Here is a 19,123-nt window from a genome sequence, read left to right as displayed (position 1 = left end):
GTGTCGATCCCGGCGGGTAGGCTGGGGGCGTGAGCATGGACATCGAACTCGGTCGGGCCAAGCGCGCGCGCCGCGCGTATTCGTTCGACGACATCGCGGTCGTCCCTTCGCGTCGCACGCGCAACCCCGAAGACGTCTCGACGGCGTGGACGATCGACGCCTTCAGCTTCGACATCCCCGTGCTGGGGGCGCCGATGGATTCGGTCGTCAGTCCGCAGACGGCGATCATGCTCGGTCAGCTCGGCGGACTCGGCGTGCTCGACCTCGAGGGCCTGTGGACGCGCTACGACGACCCGGAGCCGCTGCTCGCCGAGATCGCGGGGCTCGAGAAGGCCGCCGCGACGCGGCGCATGCAAGAGCTCTACGACGAGCCCATCAAGCCCGAGCTGGTGCGCGATCGCCTCGCCGAGATCCGCGAGGCCGGCGTCACCGTGGCCGGCTCCCTCACGCCGCAGCGCACGCAGGATCTCTATGAGACCGTCGTCGCGGCCGGCGTCGACCTCTTCGTCATCCGCGGCACGACCGTCTCTGCCGAACACGTCTCGAGCGTCGACGAACCGCTCAACCTGAAGAAGTTCATCTACGACCTCGACGTGCCCGTCATCGTCGGCGGTGCGGCCACCTACACCGCTGCCCTGCACCTCATGCGCACGGGCGCCGCGGGTGTGCTCGTCGGCTTCGGCGGCGGAGCGGCCTCGACGACGCGCGCGACGCTCGGACTGCACGCGCCCATGGCGACGGCCGTGGCTGATGTGGCCGGCGCTCGCCGCGACTACCTCGACGAGTCGGGCGGGCGCTACGTGCACGTCATCGCCGACGGTGGGGTCGGCACGTCCGGCGACATCGTCAAGGCGCTCGCGATGGGCGCCGACGCCGTCATGCTCGGTGTCGCGCTCGCGCGCGCGACGGATGCACCGGGGCGCGGCTACCACTGGGGCCCCGAGGCGCACCACTCGAAGCTCCCGCGCGGTCGCCGCGTGCGGGTCGACCAGGTCGCGAGCCTCGAAGAGGTCCTCTACGGGCCCGCTCCCGTCGCCGACGGCACCGCCAACCTCATCGGCGCGCTGCGCAAGTCGATGGCGACGACGGGGTACTCCGACTTGAAGGAGTTCCAGCGCGTCGAGGTCGTCGTCGCGCCCTACACGGGCGGATGATGAGTCCGGCGGGGAGCGACCCTTCGGCGAGCTCAGGGACCGACCCTTCGGCGAGCTCAGGGACCGGGGTCGGGTCAGGGGCCGAGGGTACGAGCGCGGGGAGCGACCCTTCGGCGAGCTCAGGGACCGGTGTGGGCTCAGGGGCCGGGGCGGGGCTGGAGTCGGACATTCCGGAGGTCTTTCCTCCGACGCTGCGTGAGGTCATGCTGCGGCCGCAGTGGATCGGCATGCTGCTGCTGTGCCTCGTCGTGGCCGGCGTCTTCGCCTGGCTCGGTCAGTGGCAGCTCTCCAACGCGATCGACACCGATCCGCCGCCGCCGGGTGCGACCGAAGTGCAGCGACCGCTCGCCGACGTCGCCGGACCGGGGGAGTACGTTCCCGAGCCGCTCGTCGGACAGCGCGTCGAGGTCGAGGGCACGTGGGTCCCCGGGGACTTCCTGATCGTCGCATCGCGCTTCAACGGCGGCGAAGAAGGCTTCTGGGTGACCGGCCAGCTGCGCATCGCCGGCATCCTCGAGCCGACCTCGATCGCTGTCGCCGTGGGCTGGGCGCCCACACTCGAGCAGGCGCAGACGGTGGCCGCACAACTCGACGCCGATGCCGCCGTCGGCGCGACGGTGAGCGTCCAGGGGCGTCTCATCTCCGACGAGGGGCCCGCCTCTTCGCGCAGCCAAGCCGACCCGTTCACGATGACCCGCATGGCCACGCCGGCGCTGCTGAGTCGCTGGCACGACACCGAGGGGCTCGACGTCTACCGCGCGTACATCGCCTCACCCGATGCCCCCGCGGGTCTGGTCGACATCGATTCGCCGCCGCCGACCGAGCGCTCGCCGGTCAACTGGCTGAACATCTTCTACGCCGCCGAGTGGGCCATCTTCGCCGGCTTCGCGTTCTACCTCTGGTATCGCCTCGCGAAGGACGCGTGGCAGAAGGAGCTCGAAGACCTCGAGGATGCGGCATCCGAGGGGGAAAGAAGCCCTGCGCAGCCCGGGTAAACTGGACGCCATGCCCCGCCCCCCCAAACTCGCCAGTTTCCCGGCGATCCGCGGAGCCCTGAAGTTCTACGAGATCTGCTCGGTCATCACCGGCATCGGCCTGTTGCTGCTGCTGGCCGAGATGATCCTCAAGTACACGCCGCTGCACCTCGAGCTGTTCGTGGGCGGATCCGGTGGCTTCCTGTGGCTCGCGCCCGTCATCGTCGGCCCCGGCTGCGAGTGGTGGTCGCTGTTCCTGCCGATGACGAACGACTGCGAGATGACCTCGGTCGGCGACGGCTTCAACGTCTCGCTCGCGATCCTCGTCGTGCACGGCTGGTTCTACGTCGTGTACCTCTTCTCGTGCTTCCGCATCTGGAGCCTCATGCGCTGGCCCTTCCTGCGCTTCATCGTCCTCGCGCTCGGCGGCGTCGTGCCCCTGCTGTCGTTCTTCATGGAGGCACGCGTGTCCCGCGAAGTGCGCCAGTACCTCGCGGCGCGTGAAGCCGCCGAGTCATCCCCCCTCACCACCCCCGCAACGGAAGGCTCACGTTGACCGAGCAGACCGAGACCTCGCAGCGACCCGTTCTGGTCGTCGACTTCGGGGCGCAGTACGCGCAGCTGATCGCCCGCCGCGTGCGCGAAGCGGGCGTCTACAGCGAGATCGTGCCGCACACCGCGACCGCCGCCGAGATCGCGGCGAAGAACCCCGTGGGCATCATCCTCTCGGGTGGACCGTCGTCGGTGTACGCCGACGGCGCCCCCGCGCTGGACACCGACGTGTTCCAGCTCGGCGTGCCGACGCTCGGCATCTGCTACGGCTTCCAGGTCATGGCCAAGGCCCTCGGCGGCGAGGTCGCGAACACGGGCCTGCGCGAGTACGGTGCGACGGATGCTGCGATCGCGAACGACGGCGGGGTGCTGCTGGCCGACCAGCCCGCGCAGCAGAACGTCTGGATGAGCCACGGCGACCAGGTCTCGCGCGCGCCCGAGGGCTTCGACGTGCTCGCCTCGACGGCCGTGACCCCCGTCGCCGCGTTCGGCAACGACGAAAAGCGACTCTACGGCGTGCAGTGGCACCCCGAGGTCAAGCACTCCGACCACGGGCAGCGGGTCATCGAGAACTTCCTGCACCGAGCGGCGGGTCTGCCCGCCGACTGGAACAGCGGCAACGTCATCGCCGAGCAGGTCGAGCGGATCCGCGCGCAGGTGGGCGCGGGCCGCGTGCTGTCGGCGCTGTCGGGCGGCGTGGACTCCGCCGTCTCGACGGCGCTCGTGCACGAGGCCGTGGGCGACCAGCTCGTCGCGGTCTTCGTCGACCACGGGCTGCTGCGCAAGGGCGAGCGCGAACAGGTCGAGAACGACTACGTCGCATCGACGGGCGTGCGCCTGGTCACCGTCGACGCGCGCGAGCAGTTCCTGTCGGCGCTCGCCGGTGTGAGCGATCCCGAGCAGAAGCGGAAGATCATCGGCCGCGAGTTCATCCGCTCGTTCGAGAAGGTGCAGGCCGATCTCATCGCCGAAGCCGCCGCCGAAGGCGAGCCCATGCGCTTCCTCGTGCAGGGCACCCTCTATCCCGACGTCGTCGAGTCCGGCGGCGGCAGCGGCACGGCCAACATCAAGAGCCATCACAACGTCGGCGGTCTGCCGGAAGACCTGCAGTTCGAGCTCGTCGAGCCGCTGCGCACCCTGTTCAAAGACGAAGTGCGCGCGATCGGCCGCGAACTCGGACTGCCCGAAGCGATCGTCGGCCGCCAGCCGTTCCCCGGTCCGGGGCTCGGGATCCGCATCGTCGGCGAGGTCACCGCCGACCGGCTCGAGATCCTGCGCGAGGCCGACGCGATCGCCCGCGAAGAGCTCACGAACGCGGGGCTCGACGGCGAGATCTGGCAGTGCCCCGTCGTCCTCCTCGCCGACGTGCGCTCGGTCGGCGTGCAAGGCGACGGTCGGACGTACGGCCACCCCATCGTCCTGCGCCCGGTCTCGTCCGAAGACGCCATGACGGCGGACTGGACGCGTCTGCCCTACGACGTGCTCTCCCGTATCTCGAACCGGATCACGAACGAGGTGCGCGACGTCAACCGCGTCGTCCTCGACGTCACCTCCAAGCCCCCGGGCACCATCGAGTGGGAGTGAGCGCGTCGCGGAGCGTGGCCACCGATAGCCTGCGCCTCCACGGATTCTCGTTCCGCTCACGCGCGACGTGCGAAACTTGACGCCACCGACGGTCATGTGGCTTGCCGTCTGCAGCATATGAGGAGACCGATGCCGGCACCCGAGTTCGTGATCACGCCACTGGAGACACCGCGCAGCATCCGGGAATCCGTCGAACGCGCGCTCGCCTCGGTCATCGTGTCGGGCGAGCTCGCCGAGGGGACGCTCGTGTCCGTGCCCACCCTCGCCGCGCAGTTCGACGTCTCGGCTACTCCCGTCCGTGAAGCGATGCTCGAACTGGAGCGCCGCGGGTTCGTCGAAGCCATCAAGAACAAGGGCTTTCGCGTGACCGAGGTCAGCCAGGACGGGCTGCGTCAGATCGTCGAGGTGCGCCAGCTGCTCGAGCCTCCCGCCATGGAGGAGCTTGCGCGTCGTTTCCCCGCCGAGCGCAAGCCCGAGTTCGTCCAGCTCGCCGAGGGGATCGTCGCCGGCGCCGCCGCGGGAGACCTGCGCGCGTATCTCGAAGCCGACCGTGCATTCCACCTGGAGCTGACGGCCATCCTCGGAAACGACCTGCTCGTCGAAACGATCGCCGAACTGCGGTCGCGTACACGCCTGGTCGGTCTGTCCACGCTGTTGGAGTCACGCCAACTCGACGAGTCGGCGGCCGAGCACTTCGAATTGCTGACGCTGCTCGAGGCGGGCGACGCGAAGGGTGCGCGCCAGCTCATGCGACGGCACATCCACCACACCCTCGGCTGGTGGTCCGGGCAACCCGAATAGGCCGAACGGCCGCATTCCGCGGTCGTCAGCCGGTCGGGGGAACGCTCTTCACGAGGATCTCCTCGACCGCGCCGTCGAGGTCTTCCACAACGCCCCGCCAGCCGCGCAGCAGGGTGCCTTCGGCGCCGATCACGACGAGGAACGGCGGCTCGGCGACGGCGTAGGACTTCCACGCGGCGCTGGACGGGTCCCGCGCGATGAGGTGAGCGACGTCGTTGTCTCGCGCGAACGTCGTCATCTGCTCGACATCGCTGCGCTCGGCGACCGAGATGACGGTCACGGCGTCGCCGTACTTCTCCACGACCGAGTTGAGCTCGGCCTGCGCGTCGATGCAGAGTTCGCACCAGCTCTCGGTGAAGGCCAGCAGCACGGGACGATCGCTCCACAGATCCGACAGGGAGAGGACCGTCCCGTCGAGCAGCTCGAACTGCGCGTCGGGAGCCTGAGGGAACGCATCCGTATCGATCGGGTGGTACTCGACGCCTTCGGGAACCGGACCCGGCAGGGTCGATCCCGGCGGGGGAGCCGGCGAGCAGGCGCTCAGGGTGAGCGCGCCGACGAGGATCAGGGGGGCGAAGAGACGTCTCACGGGAGGATAGCCTCCCACACGTCGTCATCCTGGTTCGGCATCATGACGACCTCCGTTCGCTCGCCGGCATCGAGGTAGACCGTGCCGAGGCCGTCGGGGATGGCGGCATCGAGCGTGAACGTGCACGCTGTCGGCTCGGCGATCCCATCGAAGTCGATGTCGATCATCTTGGTGGCGACGCCCTGGGGAAGGGCGCCTTCGGCGAGCACGTCGCCGTCGGCGTCGCGGACGACGAACGAGGCCGTCGCGTGGATGTCCCGGTACGGTCCCGAGCCGTTGCACGGCTCGCCGGCGACCCGCTTCTCGCCGTCTCTGAGAACGAGGCGGGCCGTCTCGACGGAATCCGCCGGGGTGGTGCATCCCGACAGTGCCACCGCCACGACGACCAGCGTCGCGGCGAAGGCGAGGGGAACTCTGCTCACGGGTGCTCCTGGTGTGGCGCGGACGGGTGGTGGCCCGTGACCGATGCGATCACGGGCCACCACGTGCGCTGCTTTATCCGCAGGTGTGTGCGGGGTGGGTGGCGGTCGAGCGGTGGTCTGCTCGTCCGTCGGCGGTGCCGCTGATGTCGACGTCGCCCGCGGCGAGTGTCGCTGTGCGGGTGTTGATCGACACGGATGCGGATGCACCGGGCTGCACCGAGGTGAACGTCTTGCCGCCGTGGTCGCTGGTGATGGCGATGTCGGCGGGGACGGTGTCCTCGTTGCGGACGGTGACCGAGGTGTAGACCTTGCCGGCGAGGCAGCGTGCGGTGACCTGCGCGTCGAGGGCGACCTCGGGGTCGCTCTCGAGCAGGGCCGTGTCGACGGTGCATTCGGCGGTGGCGGTCTTGGACGGGTCGGACTCGCTCGTCGCGGTCAGTGTCACGACGGTGGAGTCGGCTGCGTCACCGGTGGGGTAGACGTAGACGGGCACCGAGGTGAACTGTCCCGTGCGGGCGGCGGCGAGGGTGTTGGCCAGTTCGGCGTTCCATCCTTCACCGTTCGCTGTCGCGGACAGGCGGTAGACGTCGCCGTCGACCTTCGTCGAGACGTCGCTGGGGTGCAGCGCCGCGTCGATCGCCGCCGTGCTGCCGGTGTTGGTCACCGGGAAGGTGCACGTGGCGGCCTTGTGCTGCTCGAACAGCTTCGGGGCGACGTCGGTCGTGCTCACTCCTCGGGCGTGGGGTCCGGCACCGGCGAGGGAGCGCACGGCGAGGGTGTAGCTGAGGACTCCGTCCGCGTCGCGCTGGGTGTCGACGACGTAGAAGTGCAGCCCGTTGGCCTCGTCGACCCATTCCTTCTGCGATCCGGAGTTCTCGCCCGCCTTGAACAGGGCGTCGTTGAGCTGGCGGTGATCGGCGATGGTCGCCATGACCGGCTCGCCGCCGGTGGCCCACTTGCCCGGCTCGGTCGGCTGGTAGTAGTCGACCATCTCGATGTCCTGCGGGTTGGCGTCGATGACCCAGTTGAGGCAGTTGTAGCCGCAGAGGGAGTCCTCGCCGTTGCGGTAACCGAGGTGGCCGCCGCCCTCAGGGTCCTGCGCGTTGCCCCACTTGTTCTTGGCCAGCAGCACGCCGTTGTCGGGGTTGAACGAGTCGAAGCCCATCCGGTCGATGACCTCGAGCGTGTAGTTGTCCCACGAGCCGCCGTCGCACAGCGGGTCGGTGTTCACGTCGCATGCCGGGGTCTTGTCGTCGGCGTGGGGCCATTCCACCCAGATTCCCGAGGTGCCGTCGGCGCCGGGATCGACCGCGCGGGCGGTCACGGTGTCGAGGATCAGGCCGGTGTCGTCCAGCGAGTCGCGCTGGACGCGCACCAGGTTCTCCTCGGGGAGCAGGCCCATGTGGCGCTTGTTGCGGACCATGAGACCGGAGGGGCTCCAGCCGCCCTGGTTCGCCGGGACGACCCATCGCATGTGGTGTCCGCCGGGGCCGTTGAACGAGCCGCGGTCCATCATGTCCCACGGTGCCGAGCCGACACGGTGAAGCGGTGTGGGCGGGTTCTGCAGGTGCGAGAACGGGTTGTTGTTGTTATCGCCGACCTGGAAGAAGAAGTGCCCGATCTCGTGCGTGATCGTGCCCGAGCTCTCCGCCTGGCGGATCGAGGACAGGCCCCACTGCTGGGCGGCCGCGCGCCATGAGGTCCACTCGACGTAACGGGTCGGTGCCCAGTTGTCGAGCTTGCCGTCCTTGTTGAATTCGGCGGGCGGGCCCCACTCGTCGGGGATCGATTCCTTCGTCGGGAACATCATCTGGCCGAACTCCTGCCAGATCGAGGTCTCGTCGTAGCCGGCGTAGGTGCGCAGGATCACGTCGTAGCCGCAGTTGCGCGCGTTGCCGCCGAGCTCGGCGGTCTTCGCGGCGCACCACTGCGCCGGCGTGACGCCGGCTTCGGCTGCCATGCCCGCCTGCCAGGCGGTCACGACGTCGTTGTCCATGCGGCCGTCGCAGGTCTCGCCCTCGGGGCACGCCGTGCCCTGGCCCCACTCGTTGAGGCCGTACTCGAAGAGGTTGCGCGGCATCTCGTAGGGCCCGTAGGCGTCCATGAAGTCGATGCCGTACGTACCGCGGCTCTGCTCCATCCAGTACTCGTGGATCGTGCGGCCCGCGTTGGTCTCACTCGGGATCATGTACTGGTCGCGGTAGAACGCGGGCACGTCATCACGCGGGATCGGATCGATCTGGGGGTTGCCGAACAGATCCGAACCCTTGGGCTGAGTGATGACGAACGGCTGGTCGGGGAAGTCGACCGCGATGAGCGCGACGCTCAGACCGCCCTGCGACGGCGGGACGTCGGGATCGTTCCAGTTGGTGTCGGGGATGTCCTTCCAGTCATCCCACGTCATGTCGTACTGGTTCTGCCAGTTCTGGGCGTCGATCGGCTCGACGGCGAAAGCGTCGTCGGTCGGCCGCTCGGCGGCCATGACCGCCGTGTCGGTGACCGCGAGGCCTGCGATGAGCAATCCGGACACTGCCACGATCGACCATTGACGACCCTTGCGCCGCGGTGCGGGCGGGTGCTGCGTCATTGCGTACCTTCCTCTTCATTGAAGCGTGGGCGCCACAGGGGAGGGGATACACGGTTGGCGCCAAGCAATGTGTAACATATTACTCAGCCGTTCCACCAGCCCATTGACCACGGCCGACGGGTCCGGATCACCCGGTTGCCGGCCACCGCGACACTCGACGGGCGATGACTCCGACGCGGTGCTGCGGGAGGATGAGGGTGTGACCGAGTTCCCCGATGCCGAATACGTCATCCTCTCGAGCCGGCTCATCCCGGACATGGACGGCGGCTACACCCTCGCGACCCTCGCCCGTGCGCGCCAGATGGCGGCAGCGGGAGTGCACGAGGGACGCGGGCCGCTCCTGCTGACGGTCGACCCCGGTTCGGCGCGCGATCACGCCCGGCATCGGGCGGCTTTCGACGGACGCGATCTCATCGTCGCTGCGGAGCGCATGCGCAACCTCTTCGACGAGGCCGCGGAGCCCGGCGGAGGAGCGGCGAGCTGGCTGAGGGAGGCGGTCCGCGCGGGTGCCCGCGACCCCGCGCTGGAGTATCGGACGGTGACCGACGGCGAGGGTCGCGCCGTCGTGAGTCTTCCGGTGATATCGGGCGACCCCGACTGGCACATCAGCACGGCGCCGGTCGTCGTGCACGACGCGAGTGGTGGCGAGGTCGGCGTGCTGGACGGCTTCGGGGCCCTGTACCGCGCGTGGCTCGCGCACGTGGTCGCGAACCTGCGCGCCGCCAGCCCCGCGCGCGCGGTCGTCGTCATCTGCGAGTCGCGGCAGCTCGGCGAGCTGCTCGCAGGGTGGGATGACCCGGACGTGCGCCTGCTGCACACGATCCACACCGTGCACCTCGAGCCTCCGTACACGCCGGACGCTCCGGTCAACGCCCTGTGGGCGAGATGGTTCACCCTCGCCGAGCGGTTCGACGCCGTGCTGTGGCCGACGCACGCGCAGCGTGCGGACGTGGCCGAGCGCTTCGGCGGTTCGGGCGTCCACGTCGTCGTCCCGCACGGCGTGCCGGCCGCGGCATCTGTTCGCCCGGGCAGCGAGCGCGTGCCCGGCCGGGTCATCATGCTCAACCGGCTGGCCGCCGGAAAGCGCGTCGACCACGCCGTGCGGGCATTCCCCCGCGTCGTCGAGCGCGTGCCGGACGCCCATCTCGACGTCTACGGCGACGGCCCGGAGCGCGAGCGGCTGCAGGCGCTCATCGACGAGCTCGGGCTCGTCGCGCACGTCGTGCTGCGCGGGCCTACCGACGACCCAGGGCGTGCGCTGCGCGCAGCATCGGCGTACCTGTCGACATCGGCATACGAGGGCCAGGGCCTCTCGATCGTCGAAGCGCTCGCCGACGGATGCCCGGTCGTCTCCTACGATGCGCCGTACGGTCCCCGCGAGCTGCTCGGGCGAGGTGGGGGCCTGCTCGTTCCCGACGGCGACATCGACGCGCTCGCCGACGCGATCGTGCGGGTCCTCGCCGACCCCGAGCTTCACCATCGCCTCGCCGTCGAGGGCGCGCAGTCCGCCCGCGCCGTCGATCCCGAGCACGCGATGGCAGCCCTCGCCCGAGCCGCTCGCGATGTGCTCTCCGTGCCTTCTCGCCGCGGAGGCGTCGAGTAATCCGGAGATCTGCCCTCTGGGGGAACCCCGGAGCCGTCGACCCCGGGCCGCCATGCTCGGCTTTCGTTGCGTAGCATGTCGGCTTCTCCGGAGTTGTCGACAGCGGGTCAGCGAGACCGGCCCGCCCACGGGTCGTAGTCGGCGATGAGCTGCTCCTGGCCGGGGCGATCGTCCTCGGGCACGTGCTGCAGATTGATCCGCACGCGGTACCACAGCGAGCTCGAACCGCGCATGCCGTCGACGAGCACATCCGCGGGGTGCAGCGCGGCCGCGACGCCGGGGTGCCGCCGCTTCCACTCGTCGAGGGCGTCCAGCGCGTCGGGCTTCGTCCTGGTGCGGGCCACCTCGATGAGCGGCATGGTCGAGCGACGTCGGCCGCTGCCATCGCCGCGCCGCGGCGGCTTCTCGGCCGGGCCGAGCTCTTCGGCCAGTCGCAGCAGCCCGTCGAGGGATCCGACGGCGTCGTCGATGCCGGCGTGCGGGTCGCCGTGCTCCGCGACGCGCTCGGGAACCGTTCGGACCGTGAACTCGCCGGGGCGGCGGTCGCGCACTTCGTCCCACCCGAGCGGCGTCGACACGCGCGCGTCGGGCAGGGGGCGAACCGAGTACGCCGACGCGACGGTGCGGTCCTTCGCGTTCTGGTTGTAGTCGACGAAGACGCTCTCGCCGCGCTCCTCCTTCCACCACCGCGCGGTCGCGAGCCCCGGCGCGCGGTGCTCGACTTCGCGGGCGAGGCTCTCGGCGGCGAGACGCACGTGCGCGTAGTCCCACTCCGGCGCGATGCGCACGAGGATGTGCATGCCGCGCGACCCGCTCGTCTTGGGCCAGCCGGTGAGACCGACGTCGGCGAGGACGTCTCGGGCGACGAACGCGGTGTCGACGATCTGCGACCATCCCACGCCGGGCATGGTCTCCTCGCCGGAGTACGACGACGGCGGGTCGAGGTCGATGCGCAGCTCGTCGGGGTGGTCGAGGTCTTCCGACCGCACAGGGTGCGGATTGAGGTCGATGCAGCCGAGATTGACGACCCACGCGAGGCCTGCCGCATCGCGGATCACTGCCTCTTCGGCCGACCTCCCCGAGGCGTAGTGCAGCACGGCGGTGTCGATGAAGCCGGGGCGGTTCTCGGGGACGCGCTTCTGGAAGAAGGGCTCCTGCTCGATGCCCTTCGGGAACCGCTTGAGCACCATGGGCCGCCCGCCGGCTCCGCGCAGCGCACCCTCGGCGACCGACAGGTAATAGCGGACGAGGTCGAGTTTCGTGAGGCCGACCTCGGGGAAGACGATCTTGTCCGGGCTCGAGATGCGCACGTCGTGTCCGGCGACCTCGATGATCTCTGCGGCGGATGCTGCGGGCGTCATCTTCGTCACGTTAGCGAGGCCCGGCGCCTCCGGCCAGGGGGTGCGAGCGCGGCCGATGCTCAGAACACGAGCAGGCCGCGGACCACGAGCCACACCGTGAACCCGAGTGAGGCGAGGGCCGCGAACGACAGGGCGAGGCGATGGCCGGTCGCCCCCTCGCCCGCACGCCAGGCGCGTACGAGCACGACGATGAGCACGACGGCCGCCGCGAGGCCCACGAACGGCAGGATCACGAGGGGCCACGCCGCCGCGGGCACGCCGAGGTCGAGCGAGAGCGGCTCCACGCGGGTGAACAGGACGAGCAGTGCGATGGCATAGGCGGCGTTCGCGGCGGCGGAGACGGTCGCGGCGAGCACGGCGCCTTCGGGCGCGCGCCCGCGCCGGCGTGCGAGCCAGATGAGTCCGTAGGCGACGCCGTAGCCGACGACCGCGAGCAGCGCGACGAGCAGCAGCATCCCGAGGGCGAGTCGGGCCGGGGCATCCCGCAGGTCGCTCGACAGCCGGTACGCCGCGGGAGCGGGGTGGATGTCGGCTGTCGTGAGGAACCCGATGTCGAGGGGGCGCTGCAGGCACGTCGGGTCGGGCAGCGCGGCGGGGTCCTGCAGGAACAGCGACGTGGCGGCCGCCGCGCACCGGTCGGAGGCGACGGTGAGCGCTCCCGCACCACGCTGCGGCAGGACGACGACGTGGGCGGCAGCGAGTGCCGCCGCCGTCGCCTCGGCCGCGGCGGCCGGCGCCTCAGGATCGAGCCCGCCCGCGAGCAGCAGGGTCGGGATGCCGCTCGTGACGGCGGCGTTCTCGCGCTCGCCGGCGGCGGGCACACCCCACATCTCGCACTCGCGCGCACGCTGCGCCTCGTCGGCGAGGTGATCGAGCAGCGGGTCGACGGCGCGCGCCTCGGCGATCCTCCCGACGTCGTGGAACGCCCATTCCTCGGCGCAGTCCACCGTGAGCGCGAGGCCCTCGCTCTCCGCTCCGAAGCGGACGAGGCCTCGCTCGACGAGCGGCACGATCGCGGCGTCGGAACCCCGGTGCAGCTGGTCGATCACGAAGGGCACGGTGCGCACGGCGCCGGGGCCCGCGAGCGCGGCCAGCAGAGTCGCGAGAAGGTCGACGTCGCTCAGTTCGACGCGCAGCGGCGAGCCCGCCCGCGGATCGTCGACGGTGACACGCAGCGGCGTATCGGCGGCGCGTTCGAGCACCGAACGCAGGCTCTCGTCGAGGTCGGGATAGCGGGCGTGACACGCAGCCTCGGCCGCGCACAGCGTCATCAGCGCGTCGACGGCGGCGATGACACCCGCCGGCTGCGCTTCGAGTCGATTCGCCTGGAGCGGGCGAGCGCCGTCCAGCACGACGGCACGCAGCCCGTCGGGGTGATCGCGCATCACCGTGAGGGCGAGCCGGGTTCCCTCGCCGACGCCGTGGAGATCCCACGTGTCGTAGCCGAGAGCGGTGCGCAGATCGGCGAGGTCTGCGGCGCTCGCCGCGGTCGTGTATGCGGAGAGGTCGACGCCGTCCTCGACGAGCCGATCGCGACACCGCTGGAGCTGGCGCAGGCGTCGCTCGTCGGCGGGACCATCCGCAAGAAGCGCGCCATCCTCGACGAAGTGCTCGAGATCGAGTTCGGGGCAGTCGAGCGTCGGCTCGGCGTGCACCTGGCCCCGCTGCTCGACGAGGATGACATCGCCCATGGCCCACTGCACGTCGACGAAGTCCGACAGCGACGACAGCGCCGCGCCGGAGACGATGAGCGGCGTCTCGGCCGATGCGTGCGGCGTCGGCACGATCGCGACCGCGAGGCGCAGCATCCGTTCCGGATCGGCGTCGGCGCTGCGGCGCTCGGGCACGGTCAGATAGCCGCAGCGCACTCGGTCGCGATGTGCGGCCGGAACGTTCACGGGGCAGGGCGCGGCTTCGTACGTCGCCGCGGTCTGCGGGGCCGCGACCGCGACATCGGGCACGAGTGCGGCGGGGGACGCCAGGAGGGCGCACAGCAGCACGCCGAATGCCGCGCGCATCCGACCGAACGGATGCCGCGGCGCACTCATGCCGTCACTATAAGGGGGCCCGGCTCGAAACGAGGTGCGCGGGCGGCTGGAGAACGAGCGGAGGGGCCGCCCGATGGGCGACCCCTCCGTACAGAGAAGCGGGTATGGATCCGCGTCTAGTTGCTGCCGCGCACGATCGCGATGATGCGCAGGATCTCGACGTACAGCCAGACGACCGTGACCATGATGCCGAAGGCGCCGAGCCAGCCGAACTTGCGGGGGGCGCCGTTGCGCACGCCGCGCTGGATCGAGTCGAAGTCGAGCACGAGCGAGTACGCCGCCATGATCACGACGAACACGCCGATGATGACACCCCACGGAATGCCGAACGGCCCTTCCATGCTGCGCAGGCCGAAGGCTCCGCCGGCGATCGGGGCGTTGAAGACCATGAGGCCGAGGTTGAGCAGCGAGAAGACGAGGTAGCCCAGCATCGCGATCATGAAGATCTTCGTCGCGCGCTTGGAGGCGCGGACCTTGCCGCTCGCGAAGAGGGCCAGCGTGACGCCGACGACCGACAGGGTGCCGAGGGTCGCCTGCAGGACGATGCCTTCGAACATCATCTCGAAGTATGCGGAGATCCCACCGACGAACAGGCCCTGGAAGGCCGCGTAGGCGACGATGAGGGGCGGGCGGATCTTCTTGCGCGACGTGAAGATGACGACCATCGCGAGGACGAAGCCGCCCAGCGCGCCGATGAGCCACGGAGCGATCGAGGGTGCCGGGTTGGTCGCCGTCACGGGCGCCATCGTCCAGACCCAGCCGACCACGGCGGTGACGAGCAGCACGCCGAAGAGGCCGACCGTCTTCCAGATGGTGTCCTCATACGACATGCGGTCGGTTTCGAGGGCTCCCGCGGCGGGGGCGGCGTACATGCCCTCGAGCTGAGCCTGGGTCGCAGCGTTCACGCCGGCCTGCTGGGCCGAAGAGAGGTTCGCGGCCTGGCGACCGCCGGGATACGTGCGCACCGCCCGCTCATCCTGGAAGGCCGGATTGTTGAAGGCGGGGTTGTTGAGGGCCATTGCTCTCACACTCCAAAGTCATGGGTTGCAACATCGTGCTGTCGATCCACGATATCGGACGGATGCTGCGCTTCGATCGATCCACCCTGTGAGACGGCCAAGAGGCGGCGAGTAGCCTGGAGCCGTGCCGCGCCGTCTTCCGCTCGTCATCGGCCATCGCGGTGCGCCGGGATACCGCCCCGAGCATTCGCGCTCTTCATACGACCTCGCTCTCGCGATGGGCGTCGACGCCGTCGAACCCGACGTCGTCGTGTCGCGCGACGGCGTGCTGGTCGTGCGGCACGAGAACGAGATCTCGACGACGACGGACGTCGCCGATCGGCCGGAGTTCGCCGATCGCCGCACGTCGAAGACGATCGACGGCGTCGAGCTCACGGGATGGTTCACCGAGGACTTCACGTGGGGGGAGCTCACGACGCTGCGGTGCCGCGAGCGGCTGCCCGACCTGCGTCCCTCGAGTGCGACGTTCGACGGCGGGCAGCCCGTGCTGCGGCTGCGTGACGTCCTCGACCTCGTGAGTGCCGGGTCGCTCGAGCAGGGCCGCGAGATCGGCGTGGTGCTCGAGATCAAGCATGCGACCTACTTCGCCTCGCTCGGGTGGGATGTCGCGGCCCTCGTCGCGAGCGAGCTCGCCGAAGCGGGCTGGGCGAGCGGCGACCTGCCGCTCACGATCGAGTCGTTCGAGTCGACCGTGCTCGTGGGACTGCGCGAGCGCGGCATCCCCGCGACCTACATCTATCTTCTCGAGGCGTCGGGCCGGCCCGCCGATCTCGTCGCAGCGCACGGCCGCGCCGCACCGACCTATCGGCAGACCGCCGCTCCGGACGGACTCGACGGGCTCGTCGGCGTCGTCGACGGCATCAGCGTGGACAAGCGCATGATCCTCGTGCCCGACAAGCTCGGACGCCTGACCGGTCCCTCTCGCGTCGTCTCGGATGCGCACGATCGCGGCCTGCGCGTCTACACGTGGACATGCCGCCCTGAGAACGCCTTTCTCATCGGCCAGTTCCGTTCCGGTCGTGTCCGGTCCGCGTTCGGCGACTGGATGGGTGAGTGGAAAGTGATCCGGGATGCCGGTGTCGACGGCGTCTTCGTGGACCATCCCGATCTCGGCGTCGGGTTCTTCCGCGACAACGCATCGACCGTACGGCCCCGTGACTGACCACGGGCGCGGGAACGCGCGGCCGCGGCTGATCCTGCTCGTCTTCGCGGGTGGCGTCATCGGCACGGCCGCACGCGAGGCCATCGTCCTCGCGCTTCCGGGCGGCGGCGTCCCGTGGGGCATCCTCCTGGTGAACCTGGTCGGCTCCTTCGCCCTCGGCTTCCTCGTGGCGGCGCTGGGAGCAGGGGAGACCGCCGCGCGGCGCGATGTGCGCCTGTTCGCGGGCACGGGTGCGATCGGCGGCTTCACGACGTACAGCGCGCTCGCGACCGACACCGTGGTGCTGCTGGAGACGCAGCCGTCCGTGGCGCTCGCGTACGCGCTTGGCAGCGTCGCTGCGGGTCTGGCTTGTGCCGCCGCGGGTCTCGCGCTCGCGGGGCGCCTGTTCCCGACGCGTCGGCCGCCGAAGGATGCTGCAGCATGACCCCTGGACTGTTCCTGCTCGTGGCGGTCGGCGGCGGGCTCGGCGCGGCGCTGCGGTTCGTCGTCGACGGCCTCGTCATGCGTCGAGCGAGCGGACGGTTCCCGTGGGGGATCCTCGTCGTCAATACGAGCGGATCCCTGCTGCTCGGCCTGGCAACCGGGCTCGCGGACTCGTCGGTGCTCGCCGCACCGTGGCTGTTCGTCCTCGGTGCCGGGGTACTCGGCGGCTACACGACGTTCAGTACGGCGATGCTCGACACGGTCGTCCTGCTGCAGCGGCGGGCCGCGCGCGGCGCTGTCCTCAACGCCGTCGGGATGCTCGCGATCACCGGCACGGCCGCGTTCGTGGGCCTCGTCCTGGGCCGATCGGTCTGACGGGTCGGGCGAGCGGGCCGTCAGGCGGGCTCCGGGTCGAAGAGATGGGCGCGCTGCGCATTCGCGATCGCCTCCGAGCGGTTCGCGGCCCGGAGCTTGCGATAGAGCAGGCGCAGCTGCGTGCGAATCGTGTTGTGCGACACCCCGCGCGTCTCGGCGATCTCGGCGTTGCCGAGCCCGCGCCGCAGCAGCACGAGAATCTCCCGCTCGACCGGCGTCAAGGCCGGCACCGCATCGTCGAGCGTCGGGCGCCGGTCATGGGATGCGGCATCCAGCACGGCGGCCACGCCGTCGGAGACGTTCCCGTCGGCGGCCTGCACCACGACGGCGAACACCTCCGCAGGAAGGAAGCGCAGGGCGAATCGGAACAGTCGCGGCGCGGGGTGGACACTCCACAGCGTGTCGAGCCGTGCCGCGGCCGCCTCGTGCAGTCCCCGGCATGCGAGGGCGGCGGCGCTCAGGACGCCCCCCGTGACGATGAGCCGCGGGAATGCCGTCGTGGCGGTGGCGGCCTCGAGCAGCGCCAGCGCGGTCTCCGGCGCGGCGCAGTACAGCTCGATGAGGGCTTCCGCGGTCAGGGTGAACCAATCGGGATGCGGTGCACCGGCGACGAGGGCGCGAGCCTCGTCAGCGCGGCCCGCACCGAGATGCGCGACGGTCGCCGCGAACGCGATGAACGTGCTGGGTCTGGCGTCATCCCAGAATGATGTGCTCAGCGACACCGTGGCCACGACGAACGAGTGATCCACCTGACCGGGGGTGACCAGTGCGCGGGAGAGAAGCAGGAGCGCATCCGCGGCGGAGCGCGTGGGCGCAGGCCGTACCCGCGCGGCCAGCGGTCGCACCCGCTCTATCGCGTCACGATCGTCGCCCTCCTCGATGAGCACGAGCGGCGCGGCATGACTGAACTCGAGCCCGTCAGGACGGGCACCGCCGGGGTCGCACGATCGGGTTCCGGCGAAGTCTTCTTCGGTCATCGCGGTCAACCGGTCGATCTGCGTCACCGTGTCGGCGGGATCGCCGTATTCCCGCATGACGCCGATGAAGCCGAACGCGAGGTCGTGGCGGTCCGTCTGCACGGCGGCCCAGAACGCGAGGAAGAGATCCGCTGCGACGCGCTGTGCCACGCCGGGGTCCTGGTCGGCGCGCCGACGGACACGCGAATCCTCCGTGGCATCCAGCATCCCGGCCACGCGCTCGAGATGCTGGATGGCGACCGAACGTCGCCCGGCGTAGGCGGCCGCCATGGCCCGCCGGCAGTCGAGCCGGAACCGGGGAAACGCGTCCATGTCGTGGGGAGGGACGAACGCGTCGAGGCAGGTCGCGGCATCCCGGATCGTCTGCGGGTTGGCCCCGATCGTGCGGATCCGCAGCTCACCGGCGAGCAGCAGCAGGCTCGGGTGGCCGTCGAGATCGCGCGACGCGGCCAGCAGCGCATCCTGCGTCTCGGCGTTCGTGAACACGAGGAAGCGGCGGTGCTGATCGAACACGAGATCGTCGGCCTCGGCGAGGCGTCCCAGCTGCAACAGGTAGAAGAGCTGTGCGGTGATGCGCCCGTCCTCGCGCGTCCGCCGCAGGGCGAGCTCCCACTGACGTCGGCGCTCGTGAGGGTCGATCTGCTCGTCGAGCACGCGCCAGGATCCCGTCGTCCACACGAAATCGCGCTGCCCCGTCTCGTCATCGATGTCGAATTCGCCGAGCGGAATGGCCTCCAGCCGATCGATCTGCGCCGAGTCGGAACGCGCATCTCGATCGTCGACGCTCCCGGCCAGCAGCTGAGGTGAGAATCTGCGGAACCCCGATCCTCTGCGCAGCAGTCCCGCGAACGAGCTCTCCGCTATCGCCGTCCGCGCGGCGAGGTGCTCGAGGAGCGTGCGCTCGAACGTGAAGGCGAGGCTCGCCCAGACGCCCTCTCCGCGTCGGCGGCGCAGGCGCGCGAGCTGCTGCCGCACGAGTACGGGCACCCCTCGAAGTCGCATGACGAGCTCATCGCGGATCTCGGAAGCGAGCGGAACGCCGGAGGCCTCGACCAGTGCCGCCACCTCGTGCTCCGTGAAGCGGAGGTCGCGCTCATCCAGCACGCGCGCGTCGATCCCGGCGATGACCTCGGGTTCCGGGGTGTCGAGCGTGGACAGCACGATGCGCGTCCGCGGACCCGCTGCCGCGACGATCCTGTCCCACAGCGCGTCGTCCCGCCCCGTCACGACGTCGTCGAGGAAGATCACGACGGGCGACGAAGCGGGCATCAGGAGTGCGGCCGCTGCGGCCTCGCGGCCGTCCGGCCAGAACATGCGCGGGGGGTCGCCGCGACGAACGAGGTGCTCGTCGCAGGCGCGCATCCATTCCGTGCGCCCCCAGCCCGGCAGCGCCGCGAGCACCGTCAGCGAGGGCAGGCGCTCCCACAGCTCGTGGAAGCGCGACCGATCCAGGCGTCTCCAGATCGCGTCGCGTTCGGCATCCTTGGGCACG

16 protein-coding genes are annotated in these 19,123 nt (G+C 70.3%); 9 read left to right on the top strand and 7 right to left on the bottom strand.

Annotated features, from left to right (window positions below; genetic code table 11):
• The first annotated feature begins 35 nt into the window (after window positions 1–35).
• The 5 genes from ACFC3F_RS10775 (at window position 36) to ACFC3F_RS10755 (ending at window position 5,065) form a co-directional block, all read left to right on the top strand.
• Window positions 36–1,154, top strand: a complete 1,119-nt coding sequence (locus ACFC3F_RS10775; RefSeq protein ID WP_376129285.1) for a GuaB3 family IMP dehydrogenase-related protein — start codon at window positions 36–38, stop codon at window positions 1,152–1,154.
• Window positions 1,151–2,149, top strand: a complete 999-nt coding sequence (locus ACFC3F_RS10770) for an SURF1 family cytochrome oxidase biogenesis protein (RefSeq protein ID WP_376129264.1) — start codon at window positions 1,151–1,153, stop codon at window positions 2,147–2,149. The genes ACFC3F_RS10775 and ACFC3F_RS10770 overlap by 4 nt, the downstream gene beginning before the upstream one ends.
• A gap of 10 nt (window positions 2,150–2,159) precedes the next feature.
• Window positions 2,160–2,684, top strand: coding sequence for a DUF3817 domain-containing protein (locus ACFC3F_RS10765; RefSeq protein WP_376129262.1), 525 nt, complete (start codon window positions 2,160–2,162; stop codon window positions 2,682–2,684).
• Window positions 2,681–4,264, top strand: coding sequence for a glutamine-hydrolyzing GMP synthase (gene guaA / locus ACFC3F_RS10760; RefSeq protein WP_376129260.1), 1,584 nt, complete (start codon window positions 2,681–2,683; stop codon window positions 4,262–4,264). The genes ACFC3F_RS10765 and guaA overlap by 4 nt, the downstream gene beginning before the upstream one ends.
• A gap of 129 nt (window positions 4,265–4,393) precedes the next feature.
• Window positions 4,394–5,065, top strand: a complete 672-nt coding sequence (locus ACFC3F_RS10755) for a GntR family transcriptional regulator (RefSeq protein ID WP_376129258.1) — start codon at window positions 4,394–4,396, stop codon at window positions 5,063–5,065.
• Between the two features lie 25 nt (window positions 5,066–5,090).
• Here the strand turns inward: ACFC3F_RS10755 and ACFC3F_RS10750 are convergent, their stop codons facing one another.
• The 3 genes from ACFC3F_RS10750 to ACFC3F_RS10740 all read right to left on the bottom strand — a co-directional run bounded on the left by ACFC3F_RS10750 (window position 5,091) and on the right by ACFC3F_RS10740 (window position 8,663).
• Window positions 5,091–5,654: a TlpA family protein disulfide reductase gene (locus tag ACFC3F_RS10750; RefSeq protein ID WP_376129256.1), complete on the bottom strand. Its 564-nt coding sequence runs from the start codon at window positions 5,652–5,654 to the stop codon at window positions 5,091–5,093.
• Window positions 5,651–6,076, bottom strand: coding sequence for a hypothetical protein (locus tag ACFC3F_RS10745; protein WP_376129254.1), 426 nt, complete (start codon window positions 6,074–6,076; stop codon window positions 5,651–5,653). The genes ACFC3F_RS10750 and ACFC3F_RS10745 overlap by 4 nt, the downstream gene beginning before the upstream one ends.
• Before the next feature lie 73 nt (window positions 6,077–6,149).
• Entirely contained in the window at window positions 6,150–8,663 is a 2,514-nt protein-coding gene (locus ACFC3F_RS10740; protein ID WP_376129252.1) for a peptidase M6, read from the bottom strand.
• Window positions 8,664–8,862: 199 nt separating this feature from the next.
• On the opposite strand from ACFC3F_RS10740, the gene ACFC3F_RS10735 reads away from it, so the two are divergent.
• Complete coding sequence (locus tag ACFC3F_RS10735; RefSeq protein WP_376129250.1) at window positions 8,863–10,266, top strand: glycosyltransferase; 1,404 nt, start codon at window positions 8,863–8,865, stop codon at window positions 10,264–10,266.
• A gap of 107 nt (window positions 10,267–10,373) precedes the next feature.
• Here ACFC3F_RS10735 and ACFC3F_RS10730 read toward each other — a convergent pair whose 3' ends face one another.
• From ACFC3F_RS10730 to ACFC3F_RS10720, 3 genes are all read right to left on the bottom strand, one after another.
• Window positions 10,374–11,627 carry a DNA polymerase domain-containing protein gene (locus ACFC3F_RS10730; protein ID WP_376129283.1) on the bottom strand — a complete coding sequence of 418 codons (1,254 nt, stop codon included), beginning with the start codon at window positions 11,625–11,627 and terminating at the stop codon, window positions 10,374–10,376.
• Window positions 11,628–11,686: 59 nt separating this feature from the next.
• Window positions 11,687–13,675, bottom strand: a complete 1,989-nt coding sequence (locus ACFC3F_RS10725; protein ID WP_376129249.1) for an alpha/beta hydrolase — start codon at window positions 13,673–13,675, stop codon at window positions 11,687–11,689.
• Window positions 13,676–13,791: 116 nt separating this feature from the next.
• On the bottom strand, window positions 13,792–14,694 hold the full coding sequence (locus ACFC3F_RS10720) for a Bax inhibitor-1/YccA family protein (protein ID WP_376129247.1): 903 nt from the start codon (window positions 14,692–14,694) through the stop codon (window positions 13,792–13,794).
• Between the two features lie 124 nt (window positions 14,695–14,818).
• Here ACFC3F_RS10720 and ACFC3F_RS10715 point away from each other — a divergent pair, with 124 nt between their 5' ends.
• From ACFC3F_RS10715 to ACFC3F_RS10705, 3 genes are read left to right on the top strand one after another with little or no spacing between them, the layout of a single operon-like run.
• A complete protein-coding gene (locus ACFC3F_RS10715; protein ID WP_376129245.1) occupies window positions 14,819–15,856 on the top strand; it encodes a glycerophosphodiester phosphodiesterase family protein in 1,038 nt (345 codons plus the stop codon).
• Window positions 15,849–16,280 (top strand): fluoride efflux transporter FluC, encoded by a 432-nt coding sequence (locus ACFC3F_RS10710; protein WP_376129244.1) that lies wholly within the window; start codon window positions 15,849–15,851, stop codon window positions 16,278–16,280. The genes ACFC3F_RS10715 and ACFC3F_RS10710 overlap by 8 nt, the downstream gene beginning before the upstream one ends.
• Window positions 16,277–16,654: a fluoride efflux transporter FluC gene (locus ACFC3F_RS10705; protein ID WP_376129242.1), complete on the top strand. Its 378-nt coding sequence runs from the start codon at window positions 16,277–16,279 to the stop codon at window positions 16,652–16,654. The genes ACFC3F_RS10710 and ACFC3F_RS10705 overlap by 4 nt, the downstream gene beginning before the upstream one ends.
• 20 nt (window positions 16,655–16,674) lie before the next feature.
• On the opposite strand, the gene ACFC3F_RS10700 is transcribed toward ACFC3F_RS10705, so the two are convergent.
• A complete protein-coding gene (locus ACFC3F_RS10700) occupies window positions 16,675–19,122 on the bottom strand; it encodes a response regulator transcription factor (protein WP_376129240.1) in 2,448 nt (815 codons plus the stop codon).
• Window position 19,123 lies beyond the last annotated feature (1 nt).

The organism is Microbacterium sp. NPDC055910 (genome assembly GCF_042271185.1).
Lineage (GTDB): Bacteria > Actinomycetota > Actinomycetes > Actinomycetales > Microbacteriaceae > Microbacterium.
This window is presented reverse-complemented; position numbering and strand designations above follow the sequence as displayed.